This window comes from Microbulbifer mixtoriginis (SeqCode) (assembly GCF_052467945.1).
The window spans coordinates 3,166,772-3,181,676 of the sequence record NZ_CP174328.1 but is presented as its reverse complement, the minus strand read 5'-3'; the positions used below and the strand labels follow the sequence as shown (position 1 = coordinate 3,181,676).

Genomic DNA, 14,905 nt, shown 5'->3' with positions numbered 1-14,905 from the left:
GCACAGTTGCATGAACAAAGAGATCTTGCTGGTAGCCGAGGCGGTATCCAACGAGAAGGGCGTTGACCAGGAGATTATTTTCCAGGCCATCGAAGCGGCATTGGCAACGGCCACGAAGAAGCGCTACGACGAAGATTCAACCATTGAGGTTATCATTGATCGTCGTTCGGGCGATTACGAGACTTTCCGCAGCTGGGAAGTAGTCGGTGATGAAGTCCTGGCGGAGCTGGGTACCCAGTTCACCCTGGAAGAAGCTCACGAAAAAGATGCTGACCTGAAAGCAGGTGACGTTTTCCGCGAGCAGGTGGAAAATGTAGAATTTGGCCGCATCGCTGCACAGACCGCAAAGCAGGTTATCGTGCAAAAAGTACGTGAAGCCGAGCGCGCCAAAGTTGTAGACGAGTACCGCGATCGCGTCGGAGAGATGGTCAGCGGCACTGTGAAGAAGGTGACCCGCGACTTTATCGCTGTAGACCTGGGGAATAACGCCGAAGCGCGCCTGCCCCGCGATCAGCTGGTTGGCCGCGAAATTTTCCGCCTTGGTGATCGTGTGCGCGCAATTCTGTTGGAAATCCAGCCGGAAGCCCGCGGCCCTCAGTTAATGCTGAGCCGCTCCTGCCCGGAAATGATTATCGAATTGTTCCGCATTGAAGTGCCGGAAATCTCCGAGCAGGTAATCGAAATTAAAGGCGCGGCCCGCGATCCCGGCCTGCGTGCAAAAATCGCAGTAAACACCAATGACGGCCGTATCGATCCTGTCGGTGCTTGTGTGGGCATGCGCGGTGCGCGTGTTCAGGCAGTTTCCAATGAGCTGTCTGGTGAGCGTGTGGATATCGTGCTGTGGGACGAAAATCCGGCCCAGTTTGTAATCAACGCCATGGCGCCGGCGGAAATTGAATCCATCGTTGTCGACGAAGACACCGGCTCTATGGATGTGGCGGTAGCTGAGGAAAATCTCGCTATGGCTATCGGCCGCAGTGGCCAGAATGTTCGCTTGGCTTCAGAGCTGACTCAGTGGCAAATCAATGTCATGAGTTCCGACGAGTGGCAGAATAAGCAGGAGGCTGAATCCAGCTCCATCATGCAGGTGTTTATCGATCGCCTGGATATTGATGAAGATGTCGCCGCTGTACTGGTGGAAGAGGGCTTTACCTCCCTAGAGGAAGTGGCTTACGTGCCCATCGAAGAAATGCTCGGAATCGAGGGCTTCGATGAGGATATCGCCGAAGAGTTACGCGCCCGAGCCAAGGATTCCCTGCTCACCCAGGCCCTGGCCTCTGAAGAAAAGCTGGATGCTTCTGAGCCCCAGGAAGATCTGTTGAATATGGATGGTATGGAGCGCCACCTGGCCTTCCAGCTGGCCAGTCGCGGTATTTCCACGATGGAAGACCTGGCGGAACAAGCAGTGGATGACCTGCTCGATATCGAGGGTCTCGATCAGGAGCGCGCCGCAGCGCTGATTATGAAGGCGCGTGAGCCCTGGTTTGCCGATGATGATGGCGAGCAGGCTTAAACACACCGCAATAAGTATTACGTATAAGTAACCCCCTCCGACCAAGTGACTTTTAGGAGAGAGAATGGCCGAAGTAACAGTTAGCGAACTCGCCAAATCGGTTGGTGCCACCGAAGACCGTCTGCTCAAGCAGATGAAAGAAGCGGGTTTGCCTCACACCTCTGCGAATGCAGTGGTGTCAGATGAGGAAAAGCAGGTCCTGCTCAGTTTCCTGAAAAGCAGTCACGGGGAGCAGGGCGCTAGCCCACGCAAGATCACCTTGAAGCGCAAGACCACAACCACGCTGAAAACCGGCTCTGGCACCGGCCGTAAAACTGTAAACGTGGAAGTGCGCAAGAAGCGCACTTATGTGAAGCGTCCACAGGCTGAGCTTGAAACAGGAGCTGGTACCGAGAGCGCTGCCGAGGTGGAAGAGGCTCTTCAGGGCGCGGATGCTACTGCTATCACAGAAGCGGAAGCCAAAGCAGCCGCTGAAGCTAAAGCAGCAGCGGAAGCCAAGGCTGCCGCTGAAGCTGAGGCCGCTCGTCGCGCTGCTGAGGAAGAGGAAGCACGTTTGAAGGCTGAGGCAGAGGCGAAGGCCGCTGCCGAGGCAGAAGAGAAGGCTCGCGCGGAAGCTGCCGCAGCGGAAGCCGCTAAAGAAGCACAGAAAGCCGATAATAAGGCAGAGGGTAAACCCGTAGATAATGTAGCGAAAAAGGCGGAACCCGCCGCACCCATCCGCTCAACGTATGTAGACGATATTGAGGCGATGCGTATCGCCGCGATGGAGCGTCGCAAGCAGCAGGCTGAGCAAGAGAAGCGCGAGCTAGAAGAGAAGAAGGCGAAAGTAGAAGCCGACCGACGCGCCGCCCAAGAGAAAAAAGAGAAGGCTGCTCAGGCCTCTCAGGCTGCTAAGGCGAAGCCCACCAAAGCTACGGAGAAAACCGAAGAGGTTAAACCCTCTTTGCGCCGCAAGCTAGAAGCCGCCCCAAGCGAAGCTGCTCGTGCTGAGGACGAGCCCCGCAAGCGTCGAGGTCGTCGCTCCAAGTCCGGCCCGAAGAAGTCCAGCAAAACCTCTCTGTACGAGCAGGCACTGGAAGTATTTGAGGAAGATGAAGCCAGCAAGCGCAGCACGCGCTCCCTGTCTCGTCCGAATCTGAAAATTAAACCGACTCATGGGTTTAAACGGCCCACGGAGAAGCAGGTGTACGAAGTACAGTTGGGCGATACCATCACCGTCGCAGAACTGGCCAAGCAGATGAATGTGAAGGCTGGGGAGCTGATCAAGCGTCTGATGAAAATGGGCGAGATGGCTACCATCAACCAGAGCCTGGACCGTGAGACTGCACAGTTGATCATCGAGGAAATGGGCCACAAAGTCGTAATGCGCTCCGAGACCGAGCTGGAAGACAGCTTGGTGGCGCATGCCAAGGCTCAAGAGGGCACCGAGGTTACCCGCGCACCGGTAGTAACCGTAATGGGGCACGTCGACCACGGTAAAACCTCTTTGCTCGACTATATCCGCAAGACCAAGGTGGCTTCTGGTGAGGCTGGTGGTATTACCCAGCATATCGGTGCCTACCGAGTGAAAACCAGCCAGGGCGAGATCGCCTTCCTGGATACTCCGGGACACGCCGCCTTTACTGCCATGCGTGCCCGCGGTGCTCAGGCCACCGACGTGGTAATCCTGGTAGTGGCCGCCGATGATGGCGTTATGCCGCAGACCGAGGAAGCCGTGAATCACGCCCGCGCCGCCGGTGTACCGCTGGTTGTTGCCGTGAACAAGTGCGACAAAGAAGCCGCGGATCCCGATCGCGTGAAAAATGAGTTGGCCGCAAAAGACGTAATCCCAGAAGACTGGGGCGGCGATACCCAGTTCATCAACGTATCCGCGCATACTGGCCAGGGTATTGATGACCTCCTGGAAGCGGTGTCCCTACAAGCGGAAATGCTGGAGCTGAAGGCCAAGGTAAATGTACCGGCCACTGGCGTTGTGATTGAGTCCCGCCTGGAAAAAGGCCGCGGTGTTGTTGCTACCCTGCTGGTGCAGAATGGCGAATTGAAGCGCGGCGACATTATCTTGGCTGGTCAGAGCTATGGTCGCGTACGTGCCATGACCAACGAGCACGGCAAGCAGGTGAAGGAAGCTGGTCCGTCCACCCCAGTAGAGCTGCTGGGTCTGGATTCCACCCCGAATGCCGGTGACGAGTTCATGGTGGTTGCCGATGAGCGCAAGGCCCGTGAGGTGGCTGAACAGCGCGCTGACAGCGAGCGACGCGATCGTATGCAGCGCCAGCAGGCAGCCAAGCTGGAAAACATGTTTGCGGATATGGAAGCTGGCGAGCGCAAGGTGCTGCCGGTTGTCATCAAGGCCGACGTGCGTGGTTCCCTGGAAGCTATTCTGGGTGCACTGGCGGATATCGGTAACGAAGAAGTTTCCGTAAATGTAGTCTCCAGTGGTGTGGGTGGTATCGCCGAGAACGATATCAACCTGGCACTGACTTCCGGCGCTATCGTACTGGGCTTTAACACCCGTGCCGATGTTGCAGCGCGTAAAACTGCAGAGACCGAAGGCGTAGAGATTCGCTACTACAGCGTGATCTACAACCTGCTCGACGAAGTGAAGCAGGCACTGTCTGGTATGCTGGAGCCGGAAGTTCGCGAAGAGATCGTGGGTATTGCCCAGGTTCGCGATGTATTCCGCTCACCGAAGTTTGGCGCGATTGCCGGTTGTATGGTTACCGAGGGTACCGTTTACCGCAACAAGCCGATCCGCGTGCTGCGCGACAACGTTGTAATCTACCAGGGTGAGCTGGAATCCCTGCGCCGCTTCAAAGACGATGTGCAGGACGTGCGCAACGGTATGGAGTGTGGTATCGGGGTGAAGGACTACAACGACGTTAAGTCCGGTGACCAGATCGAAGTTTACGATATCGTCAAGGTTGCCCGCGAACTGTAAAGCGTTCCGGCACCTGGTGAAGGAAAACCCGCGCGGCTTTGGCCGTGCGGGTTTTCCTGTCTTTAAACCGCCATTCTCAATAGGTAAACAATGGCAAGAGAATTCCAACGCGCCGACCGTGTCGCCGATGCTATGCGTCGCGAACTGGCCCAGCTGATTCAGCAGGAAGTGCGCGACCCGCGTCTGGGCATGGTCAATATCAACGATGTTGAAGTCAGCCGTGATCTGACCACCGCAAAAGTGTTTGTCACCTTTGTGGGTGAGGACGACCGCAGTAAGATCAATACCTCGATGGAAGTGCTTAACAAGGCCGCAGGTTTTCTGCGCAGCCAGTTGGCGCGCGCCATCCAGATACGCACCATCCCGCGTCTGTATTTCCGCTACGACGAGACCTCGGTGCGTGGCCAGGAGCTCTCCGCTCTGATCGACAAGGCGGTGCGCGCCGATCGCAAGCACCAAGACGACAGCGACTCTAACGAAGATTGATCCATGGGCCGCAGACCAAAATGGGGCCGGCCGGTTCACGGCGTGCTGTTATTAAACAAGCCCGCCGGCATTACCGCCAATGATGCCCTTCAAAAAGCTAAACGACTCTTTTTTGCCAATCGCGCCGGTCATACCGGGGCCTTAGATCCACTGGCAACCGGTGTGCTGCCGATCTGTCTCGGCGAAGCCACCAAGTTTTCCCAGTACCTACTCGATGCTGACAAACGCTACCGCAGCACTTTTGTCTTCGGTATGACCACTGCCAGTGGCGATGCCGATGGCGATGTACTGGAAACCAAAGATGCTTCCGGTTTAACCGAAAAAGCAGTGCTCAAGGCCATGGAAGCCTTTCGCGGCAGCATCAAGCAGGTGCCCTCCATGTACTCTGCTCTTAAGCACAAGGGTCAGCCCCTATATAAGCTGGCGCGCCAGGGCTTGGAAGTGGAACGCGAAGCGCGGGAAGTGGAAATTTTTGAGTTTGAACTGCTGAGCTTTACGCCGGGCGCACAGCCTCGTGCGGAAGTTGAGGTGCACTGTTCCAAGGGAACCTATATTCGCAGTATTGCCGAGGACCTGGGTCAAGCTCTGGGTGTAGGCGCCTATGTGGAAGTACTGCACCGCAGTGCCGCCGGCCCCTTCGATGAAGCCGACGCAGTGACCCTGGATGAGCTTACAGAAGAGCGCGGTGAAGATAAGGCAGAAGTGCTCGATCACCACTTGTTGCCGATGGATTCTCCAGCGTCTTCACTGCCCAAACTCGTCCTGCCGGACGACTCTGGTTACTATGTGCGTCAGGGGCAACCGGTAATGGATTTGCAGGTCTACCGTATCGGTACAGAAGGTGATATGGTGCGCCTCTTCCTGGAAAACGGTGATTTTCTGGGCGTAGGAGAAATTACCGACGAAGGGTGCGTGGCACCACGACGTCTGGTAAGTGGCACCTGAATGGAAGCTGCTTTTTGGTGAAAGCCAACATTCAGTAACCCGCAAGGTGCCCTCGCGGCGCAGCCGCATTCACGATTAGCTGGTCTGTAAATATGCACGGGCCAGCCGAATCTTTTAAAGCATATTACGACGAGGTAATTCGTTATGGCACTGTCTGCAGTTGAAAAAGCAGCCATCCTGAAAGAGCACGGCCAATCTGAAGGCGATACCGGTTCTCCGGAAGTCCAGGTAGCCCTGCTGACCGCTAACATCAACAAACTGCAGGGTCACTTCTCTGCGCACAAGCAGGATCACCACTCTCGTCGTGGTCTGATCCGCATGGTAAACCAGCGCCGTAAGCTGCTGGACTACCTGAAGCGCAAGGATCTGAATCGTTACGCACAGCTGATCGCCAAGCTCGGCCTGCGTCGCTAAGACCCTAGAATGCCCGCCTCTGGCGGGCATTCTTTTTTAATGCTTGCTGAAAAGTGGCCTTACTGTCATTTTTCAGAAGTCGCACTGCACAGGCCAGCGGAAAACAACCCGAGCTGGATGTGTAGTGTTTGCACCGGCCACCCCAGGTCGGTGGTGGCACATCCCCGTGCCGCCTCGGGTGAGGCTTTCGGAACTCTCTCCCGGGCAACTATGTAGGGGTTACTGGAATGGGCCAGTAACCGTAAGGAAATAGGAAAAAACTAGTGAATCCAGTAAGCAAAACTTTCCAATACGGACAACACCAAGTCACCATCGAGACCGGCCGCATCGCGCGCCAGGCAACCGGTGCTGCCCTGGTTAGCATGGGTGAGACCGTCGTCCTGTGTACTGTTGTTGGCGCTAAAGAAGCCAAGCCAGATCAGGGCTTCTTCCCGTTGTCCGTGCATTATCAAGAAAAAGCCTACGCGGCTGGCAAAATTCCCGGTGGTTTCTTCAAGCGTGAAGGCCGTCCGTCTGAAAAAGAAACCCTGACTTCCCGTCTGATCGATCGCCCGATCCGCCCGCTGTTCCCGAACGGCTTTATGAACGAAGTTCAGGTGATGTGTACCGTTCTCTCCGCTGAGAAGGACATGGATCCGGATATCGCTGCCATGATCGGCACTTCTGCAGCGCTGTCTGTTTCCGGTATTCCTTTCGCAGGCCCAATCGGTGCTGCGCGCGTGGGTTACACCCAGCAAGACGGCTACCTGTTAAACCCGGGTTATGAAGCTCTGAAGACCTCCGAGCTGGATATGGTCGTTGCCGGTACCAAAGACGCTGTGTTGATGGTGGAATCTGAAGCGCAAGAGCTGCCGGAAGACATCATGCTCGGTGCCGTACTCTACGCACACCAAGAGATGCAGGCCATCATCAAGGTTTGTGAAGAACTGAAAGCGGAAGCGGGCAAGCCCCAATGGAACTGGCAGGCACCTGCAGAAAATACCGAGCTGAAAACTGCCCTGGAAGGTCAGTTCGGCGAGAAGGTTGCCGAAGCCTACCGCATCACCAACAAGCAAGAGCGCAGCACCCGCCTGGCGGAACTGCGCAGCGAAGCCGCTGAAGCCCTGGCTACTGAAGAAATTAGCGCCGATTTGGTAAAAAGCTACTTCGGCAAGCTGGAGAAGAAACTGGTGCGCGGCGCTGTAGTGCGCGGCGAGCCCCGTATCGACGGTCGCGACAGCAAAACTGTACGCTCGATCGCAGTGGAAGTTGGTGCTCTGCCCAAGTCCCACGGCTCTGCGTTGTTCACCCGTGGTGAGACCCAGGCTCTGGTAGTGGCTACCCTCGGTTCCACTGGCGATGCACAGATCATCGACGCCCTGGAAGGTGAGCGCAAAGACTACTTTATGCTGCACTACAACTTCCCTCCCTACTCTGTAGGTGAAGCGGGTCGTGTAGGTGCTACCGGTCGTCGCGAAATCGGTCACGGCCGCCTCGCTCGTCGCGGTATCGCTGCAGTTCTGCCGAGCCCGGACAGCTTCCCCTACACCGTGCGTGTGGTTTCCGAGATCACTGAATCCAACGGTTCCAGCTCCATGGCTTCCGTATGTGGTTCCAGCCTGGCGCTGATGGATGCGGGTGTTCCGCTGAAGGCACCGGTAGCCGGCATCGCTATGGGTCTGGTGAAGGAAGACGAAGGCTATGCGGTTCTGACCGATATCCTCGGTGACGAAGACCACCTCGGCGATATGGACTTCAAAGTAGCGGGTACCGCTTCTGGTGTAACCGCGCTGCAGATGGACATCAAGATCGAAGGTATTACCGAAGAGATCATGGAAACCGCTCTGGAGCAGGCCCTGCACGCACGTCTGCACATCCTCGCGGAAATGAACAAGGTGATCGACTCTTCCCGCACCACCGTGAATGAGAACGCACCGCGCTACGCGACCCTGAAGATCCATCCGGACAAGATCCGCGACGTGATCGGCAAGGGTGGTGCGACTATCCGCTCCATCACTGAAGAGACCGGCGCCTCCATCGATATCGAAGATGACGGCACTATCAAAGTCTTCGGTGAAGACGGTGAGAGCCTGGAAGCGGCGGTAACCCGCATCGAGGAGATCACTGCGGAAGCTGAGATTGGCGCTATCTACGAAGGTACCGTGGTACGCATCGTAGACTTCGGTGCATTCGTTAACTTCCTGCCGGGCAAAGACGGTCTGGTGCATATCTCCCAGATCGCTGAAGAGCGTGTAAATGCCGTAACTGATTACCTGAGTGAAGGTGAGAAGATTAAGGTTAAGGTGCTCGACGTTGACCAGCGAGGACGTATCAAGCTGTCCATCAAGGAAGCAAAGGCTGACCAAGCCGCTTCCGAAGAGGCGAAACAGGGTTCCGAAGAGGCATAAACCTCTCGAGCTGATGAAGCCTGAAAAAACCCGGCCCAGTGCCGGGTTTTTTTGTAGCTGTTCAAAGTGGCTTCACACGGAATAAAGGCACTTGCCCCAGGGGTTTTTCGGTTAGAATTTGTCGAAAAAGGGGAAAATTTTGCACAACTACTGGCTTCTCGATGCACTCCTTGGTCTCGCTAGCCTGCTGGTTGCCAACCAGTATTGGTATCTCACCCGCGCGCGCTTTCAATCGGCAGCTCTGATAATCGTGGCCGCCCTGATGATTATGGCCCTGGCCGCCCTGGTGGGCGCTTATCGCTATGGCATTGATCCTGGAGTGACAGAGCTGCATCGGGCACTTGCGCAGATCTCAGGTTTTGCCTCCTTCCTGTTGATCGGCATAGGTCTTGCCTGGGCACGTCTGGAAATATCTTGGGGCCGAGATACTCGCGCACCGGCTTATCTGGTAATGGTTTTGATATTGGCTGGGGCAATTGGTCTCGCGCAAAGTACCAGCATGTCAGCCCTTACAGTGATCGACCTATTTTCTACTGTGGGGCTGGTACTGTGGTTATTGGTAGCATTATTGGAGCTGATAGCGCCGCGCCGGCTCAAGCGCAACCAAGCCCTGGTAATTGGCGCTGGTGCACTGTTAGTAGTGTTCAATGGGCTCTTTATTGGCACCGGAGCTTCACGACTGTTGGGCCTTGCCCGTACTAATTGGTTCCACCTACTTCTTGCCCTCTCAATTTTATCTCTATTGTGGGCACGTCCATTATTTAATCTGGATCAATCTAATAATGAGTGAAGTTATCTTGCCGCTGCAGGGCGGTTGCCACTGTGATGCTGTGCGCTTTCGTGCGATACATCGTCGCCAAAATGGAGAGCCGCTGGTGGCGCACGCCTGTAATTGCTCTATGTGCGAAAAGGTGGGTTACTTACATCTGATCGTACCTGCGGCAAACTTCCAGCTGGAGCGGGGAGAGGAAGCCCTCACTTGTTACACTTTTAATACGGGTGTGGCAAAACACTATTTTTGCCGTCATTGCGGTGTAAAACCCTTTTACATACCGCGCTCCAATCCCGATGGTTACAGCCTCAATGCGCGTTGTCTCGATATTGTGCCGCAGGAATTAGAAGTCGAGCCATTTGATGGGCAAAACTGGGAACAGAATGCTGCGGGATTAGCGCACTTGAGTCAGGCCGAGTAATCCGTATGCGTTATGCCTGGATGTTCTTGTAACTTAATTTTGTTTGTTGGGTGAGGTTTAAGAGCGCTCCTATGGGGTGCAATTTTTTAAATGAAAGTTCAGTAAATGGAAGTCTATGTCCATGGAATCTGAGTACGTTCGTGCAACCTTGCTCGATCGAAATGGATCGGGCCGAGAAGTGGCTTGGCCGGAGGTGGAGTCTTGGCATCCCCGCCAGGGGGTGTTGTGGCTCCATTTTGATAGTGCTTGCGAAGAGGTTTTAGCTTGGGTAAGCGATAGTAGTGAATTGCCTACTGTGGTTAAAGAAGCATTACTGGCCAAAGAGGTGCGACCGCGTACCCTGGCTGTAGGTGATGGATTATTTCTGGCTTTGTGTGGAGTCGATCCAAAGCATAAAGCACGGAGAGAGAGCCGGGTCTCTATTCGAATATGGGTGGAAGAGAATCGTGTCATCAGTATTGGTAAGAGACGCCTGTTGGCTGAGGAGGATTTGATCTCCCGGTTGAGCAGTGGTTGTGGGCCACGGGGGACAGCGGCATTGGTAGTGTCCCTGGCAGATTTACTAGTGCTGCGTATGGGAGACCGGGTTGATGACTTTGAGGAAAAGGTCGATGAACTTGAGGATCAATTACTCGAATGGTCGGTGAAAGATCTGGGGGCGAATCTAGTTCAGTTTCGTAAGAGGACAATAGCATTGCGCCGATACCTCTGCTTACAGAGGGAGGTTTTAACTCGTATGCAGCAGGAGTCGGCTCCCTGGTTTGATGAAGGGAGCCATATCCTACTAGCGGATATTAATGAGCGCCTGCAGCGGCATATCGATGATATAGATACAATTCGTGAACGGGCGGCAATTGCTCAGGAGGAACTACTAAGCCGTAGCTCCGAACAGCTGAATAGTCGTATGTATGTATTGTCGATGGTTGCAGCAATTTTCCTGCCTCTGAGCTTTTTAACTGGATTGTTTGGAATTAATGTTGGTGGGATTCCATGGGCTCAAGCTCGAGAGGGATTCTTGGTATTTTGTATTTTGTTAGTAGCTGCACTTGCCGGACAAATCGCCTTTTTTTATTGGAAAAAATGGCTCTAAGGCTCCCTCCACGTTGCAGTGGAAGGAGCCCTTTTAGGGATTAGTTTTTAACCCAGGAAAAATCTACAAAAACTGGGTCGTGGTCGCTTAACCCAGAATAGGTTGCAGAACCGATAAAATAATCAGTGACTTCCAGTGTGTAGTTGGGATTATTGTTGATGATTACTACATGGTCTGTGTCATTTTGTAGCTCATCGGAGCAGGCTTCCAGGCTGGTGTCCTTGCCAGAGAGCATATATTGGCAGGCGTGCTTACCGCCGGTTTTTTCGAAAAAGGCCTTCCAGGTTTGGTAGTTAACGCCGCGCCAGCCATCATCATTTTCATCGAATGCCATATTGAAGTCCCCTGCCAAAATAACAGTGGCATTATTTGAGTGGGAGACAATCATATCGGCGATTTGATCAAGTTGCTTTGCCTTGGCGTTTAGGTCGGCATCTTGATGGCCCGCATCCATGTGGGTGTTATAAATATGCACATGATAGTTCTCCGTCACTTCAACGTTGGCCACGGTGAAACCTTTCTCGGTATCACAATCGTTGCCTGAGCATTTATCAAAAGTTTCCTCTTCATAAGTGGCAAAGGAATAATCGTTATCGTCGCGATTGTCCCGGTCAAAGGGGAATTTGGAAAAAGTCAGCAAGCCGTTACCAAAAGAGGTGCCGCCACCTTTCCAGTGTTTTGAACGATAGGGAACCGTATCGTTGCTCAGCTTGTCATCGTCATCCAGGTAGTTGGCTTTGGTTTTACTCCACACCTCCTGCATTAACCAGAGATCCTTGGGGTCGTCATTAAAAGTGCGGATAATTTGTTTGAAATCTGACTTACTGTTGCCACCAATACATTGTAAAAAACCATCCATGTTATACACCATCATGTCAAAGTTGCCTGAGTTGGCATCTTTGAAGCTGGTGTCACCATACTCGTAGCCATCCAGATCTTTTGTGCCCGTGTCATCCACATCATCGATAAATTCGAACCAGTTGCATGAGGTGATCGCATCCCATACATCTTCAAAATCTGCTGCGCTAGCGGGATAGCTGATCAGTAGAGCAAGGGATATACAGATTTTTCTTATCATTTTTTATTCTCCATGGTTCTTATCGCCGGTGGACTGAAATTAAAAAGGCGAGGCCTTTTTTTCTCGGTCTTTGATTTTTCGAGGGTGGGATGATGGATAGCGTAGATTACAAATTGGAGTAAGGAAGGTTTTTTTTATTTTATTTTTTACTTTAATTGACGTTAATTTGTATGCTTTGCCAGGAAAATACCCAGCGTCAGAAAAGTTAGACACTAACAGGCCGGTCAGTTGAGATTATCCTGACAATAAAGCGGCGCCAGCTACACGATTGCTCACAGGTTTTTCTGCGTCAGTATTTTCTGGTTGGCAATTAAGTAAAGAACTTAGTCGCAGAGCACTTTCTTTAACTTTATTAGAATATGGCCCTGCGTGGTATTGGGTGTGGTTTCTATATGGCGCGCCTAAAAGAAGGGAAGTCAGTAGTGAGTTTGCTTAAGCAAAAATAGTCACCATTTGCCGGGATAAAGCGACGAGTCTGCCCGCGTTATCCCAAAGGCGCGCCTGGATCACCGCATAGCCATCTTCAGCCTGCTCCACCTCTGCCAAATATTGCCACCAATCCGATGCGCTGCGTTGTGGTAGCGGTTCCATCAGCTCCAGCGTCCAGGTGAGCGAGCTGGCCGGTGCTGGAACTTTTAGCATCGGTAGAGTAGCTGGTGGCCAGGCGTCGATGAGTGTGAGTAGATGGCTAATACCTATAGTAGATTCGCTGCCGTCTTTAAAACGCACCCAACCGCCCAGTTGCCGCTCCGTGGTGCCGCTGAAGGGGAGTTGGCCACGAGCGATGCGATAGTCATATTTCTGAGTGAATTCTGGCACCACACCCTCGATATAAGGTAGGGCGATACATTTATCCGGGCTGGCAAACTCAGGAGCGGCAGGGGTGTCGACTTTAACGGAGGATTCCCTGCCACTGCCAAAACTGGCAAGTCCAGCGAGTACAGTCGCGTTATTTTGCAGTAATTGGCCCTGCACCTGGGTGACAGAGCGGCCTGCGCGCAGTAGCTGCGCTTCGACTTTTACCGCATCCGCGCTAACCGGGCTGACGAAGGAGAAGGTGAGTGAGCGTAAACTGCTTTCTGCAATCACCTCCGCTGCCATTTTCTCATTGAGCATGGCAGCAACCAGGCCGCCAAAAGTAGCGCGGCCCTGGCTCCAGCCTGTCGGTACCACATTGGCGCCATGTTTATCGCGCCAATCAAGGAGAAGTTCATCAAAAGTCATAGTGTTACCGCTGGGAGAGCGGGCTTTGTGCAGTCCACGGGAGGAGGTGTCTGGGCCACTGCACTGTCGTTAAGTGGCCCCGTAGAAACTTAATTGAAAGTGTGGCTGTCTTCTGGGAATACGCCGAGTTTAACGTCCCCTGCATACTTGCGCAGGGCACCGGGGATATCGCCGGCCTCCACTAAAAAGTTCTTGGAAAATTTCGGCGGCTGTTCGGTAAGGCCGAGGATATCGTTGATAACCAGGACTTGGGCATCGGTATCGCGCCCAGCGCCGATGCCGATTGTGGGCATGGAAACTGATTCTGTGATGCGCTTGGCCAGGGCGCTGGGCACGCATTCGAGCACGAGCAGATCGGCGCCAGCCTGATCTAGGAGGATCGCATCTTCCAACATTTGTTCGGCGTGTTTTTCGTCGCGCCCCTGAACCCTATAGCCGCCCAGCTTGTGAACGGACTGAGGAGTGAGCCCCAGGTGAGCACAAACAGGGATACCGCGGTCTGTCAGCATTTTGACTGTGTCAGCAAGCCAGGCACCACCCTCAATCTTCACCATATGGGCGCCAGCCTGCATGATACGGGTGGCGTTTGTGAGCGCTTGCTCCGGTGTGGCATATGTCATAAATGGCATATCACCCATGATCAGGGATTTTTTATTGCCCCTTGCCACTGCTTCCACGTGGTAGATCATCTGTTCCATGGTGACCGGCACTGTGCTGTCGTAGCCCAGTACGGTCATACCGAGGGAGTCGCCTACCAGCACGGTTTCCACGCCGGTTTTCTGCGCCATGGCCGCCATGGGCGCGTCGTAGAGGGCGACGGTAATAAATTTCTCGCCGTTCGCTTTCATTTTGCGCAGGGTTTGCACGGTAACGAGCTTTTCTAATTCTGAAGGTGCATACATAGCGGTTAACTTCCCGGGTTGTAGTAATGACGGCCCTTGGTGACGGTGAGCATATACTCCACCAGTTGTTGGTAATCCTCGGGGCTATCGACGATATCGATTTCCTCACTGTTGACAATCAACAGCGGTGAGCTGTCGTAAAAGTGGAAAAATTGCGTGTAGGCGTCGTTGAGTGTGGCCAGATATTCGGTGCTGATAACGCGTTCAGCTGGGACGCCTCGATTGCGGATACGAGCCTGCAGGACTTCCAGTGGGGCCTGTAAATAAATAACCAAGTCGGGCTTGGGGGCCTCTAGTGTGAGGTGCTGAAATACCTGTTGGTAGAGCGCGAGTTCATCCGCGTCCAGCGTGACTTGGGCAAACAGTTGGTCTTTCTCGATAAGAAAGTCTGCCACCCGCACGGGTTCAAACAAATCATCCTGGCGCAGGGCCTGAATCTGTTGAGAGCGTTGCAGCAAAAAATGTAACTGGGTGGGTAGTGCGGCGTTTTTGGGGTCGCGAGAGAAGCGTTCGAGAAAGGGGTTTTCCTCGGGTAGCTCCAACAGAGTGTCGTAATTGAAGGTACAGGCCAGTTTTTTGGCGAGGGTAGTTTTGCCCACTCCGATATTACCCTCAACGGCAATAAATTTCGGTGGCGTTCTCTCCGGCTGGCCAAACTCACACGAACTGGTTTCGCTGTTGTCGATAACCACGTGTTCGACTCCTCTGGTTGGGGCGTCTTCCCTGATGGGTTAC

13 protein-coding genes are annotated in these 14,905 nt (G+C 53.8%); 9 read left to right on the top strand and 4 right to left on the bottom strand.

Going from position 1 to position 14,905, the window contains the following annotated elements; all coding sequences use genetic code 11:
* Positions 1-10 precede the first annotated feature (10 nt).
* The 9 genes from nusA (at position 11) to ACJJIJ_RS13925 (ending at position 10,966) form a co-directional block, all read left to right on the top strand.
* Positions 11-1,513, top strand: a complete 1,503-nt coding sequence (gene nusA, locus ACJJIJ_RS13965; RefSeq protein ID WP_444887091.1) for a transcription termination factor NusA — start codon at positions 11-13, stop codon at positions 1,511-1,513.
* A gap of 64 nt (positions 1,514-1,577) precedes the next feature.
* Positions 1,578-4,451 carry a translation initiation factor IF-2 gene (gene infB / locus ACJJIJ_RS13960; protein ID WP_444883900.1) on the top strand — a complete coding sequence of 958 codons (2,874 nt, stop codon included), beginning with the start codon at positions 1,578-1,580 and terminating at the stop codon, positions 4,449-4,451.
* 90 nt (positions 4,452-4,541) lie between these two features.
* Positions 4,542-4,937, top strand: a complete 396-nt coding sequence (gene rbfA, locus ACJJIJ_RS13955) for a 30S ribosome-binding factor RbfA (RefSeq protein ID WP_252083176.1) — start codon at positions 4,542-4,544, stop codon at positions 4,935-4,937.
* A gap of 3 nt (positions 4,938-4,940) precedes the next feature.
* Positions 4,941-5,882 carry a tRNA pseudouridine(55) synthase TruB gene (gene truB / locus ACJJIJ_RS13950; RefSeq protein WP_252083175.1) on the top strand — a complete coding sequence of 314 codons (942 nt, stop codon included), beginning with the start codon at positions 4,941-4,943 and terminating at the stop codon, positions 5,880-5,882.
* A 144-nt stretch (positions 5,883-6,026) separates the two neighbouring features.
* Complete coding sequence (gene rpsO, locus ACJJIJ_RS13945; protein ID WP_252083174.1) at positions 6,027-6,296, top strand: 30S ribosomal protein S15; 270 nt, start codon at positions 6,027-6,029, stop codon at positions 6,294-6,296.
* 263 nt (positions 6,297-6,559) lie between these two features.
* Positions 6,560-8,683, top strand: a complete 2,124-nt coding sequence (gene pnp, locus ACJJIJ_RS13940) for a polyribonucleotide nucleotidyltransferase (protein ID WP_252083173.1) — start codon at positions 6,560-6,562, stop codon at positions 8,681-8,683.
* 139 nt (positions 8,684-8,822) lie between these two features.
* The gene (locus ACJJIJ_RS13935; RefSeq protein ID WP_252083172.1) at positions 8,823-9,473 is read left to right on the top strand and encodes a hypothetical protein; all 651 of its coding nucleotides are present in this window, start codon (positions 8,823-8,825) and stop codon (positions 9,471-9,473) included.
* Positions 9,466-9,876 carry a GFA family protein gene (locus ACJJIJ_RS13930; protein WP_252083171.1) on the top strand — a complete coding sequence of 137 codons (411 nt, stop codon included), beginning with the start codon at positions 9,466-9,468 and terminating at the stop codon, positions 9,874-9,876. The genes ACJJIJ_RS13935 and ACJJIJ_RS13930 overlap by 8 nt, the downstream gene beginning before the upstream one ends.
* A 115-nt stretch (positions 9,877-9,991) precedes the next feature.
* Entirely contained in the window at positions 9,992-10,966 is a 975-nt protein-coding gene (locus ACJJIJ_RS13925; RefSeq protein ID WP_252083170.1) for a zinc transporter ZntB, read from the top strand.
* A 40-nt stretch (positions 10,967-11,006) separates the two neighbouring features.
* Here ACJJIJ_RS13925 and ACJJIJ_RS13920 read toward each other — a convergent pair whose 3' ends face one another.
* The 4 genes from ACJJIJ_RS13920 to ACJJIJ_RS13905 form a co-directional block, all read right to left on the bottom strand.
* Positions 11,007-12,044: an endonuclease/exonuclease/phosphatase family protein gene (locus tag ACJJIJ_RS13920; RefSeq protein ID WP_444937656.1), complete on the bottom strand. Its 1,038-nt coding sequence runs from the start codon at positions 12,042-12,044 to the stop codon at positions 11,007-11,009.
* A 432-nt stretch (positions 12,045-12,476) separates the two neighbouring features.
* Entirely contained in the window at positions 12,477-13,268 is a 792-nt protein-coding gene (locus ACJJIJ_RS13915) for an acyl-CoA thioesterase (RefSeq protein ID WP_444937655.1), read from the bottom strand.
* 89 nt (positions 13,269-13,357) lie between these two features.
* Positions 13,358-14,170: a 3-methyl-2-oxobutanoate hydroxymethyltransferase gene (gene panB, locus ACJJIJ_RS13910; protein WP_252083167.1), complete on the bottom strand. Its 813-nt coding sequence runs from the start codon at positions 14,168-14,170 to the stop codon at positions 13,358-13,360.
* Between the two features lie 5 nt (positions 14,171-14,175).
* Positions 14,176-14,862, bottom strand: a complete 687-nt coding sequence (locus ACJJIJ_RS13905) for a deoxynucleoside kinase (RefSeq protein ID WP_444937654.1) — start codon at positions 14,860-14,862, stop codon at positions 14,176-14,178.
* Between the last annotated feature and the right edge of the window lie 43 nt (positions 14,863-14,905).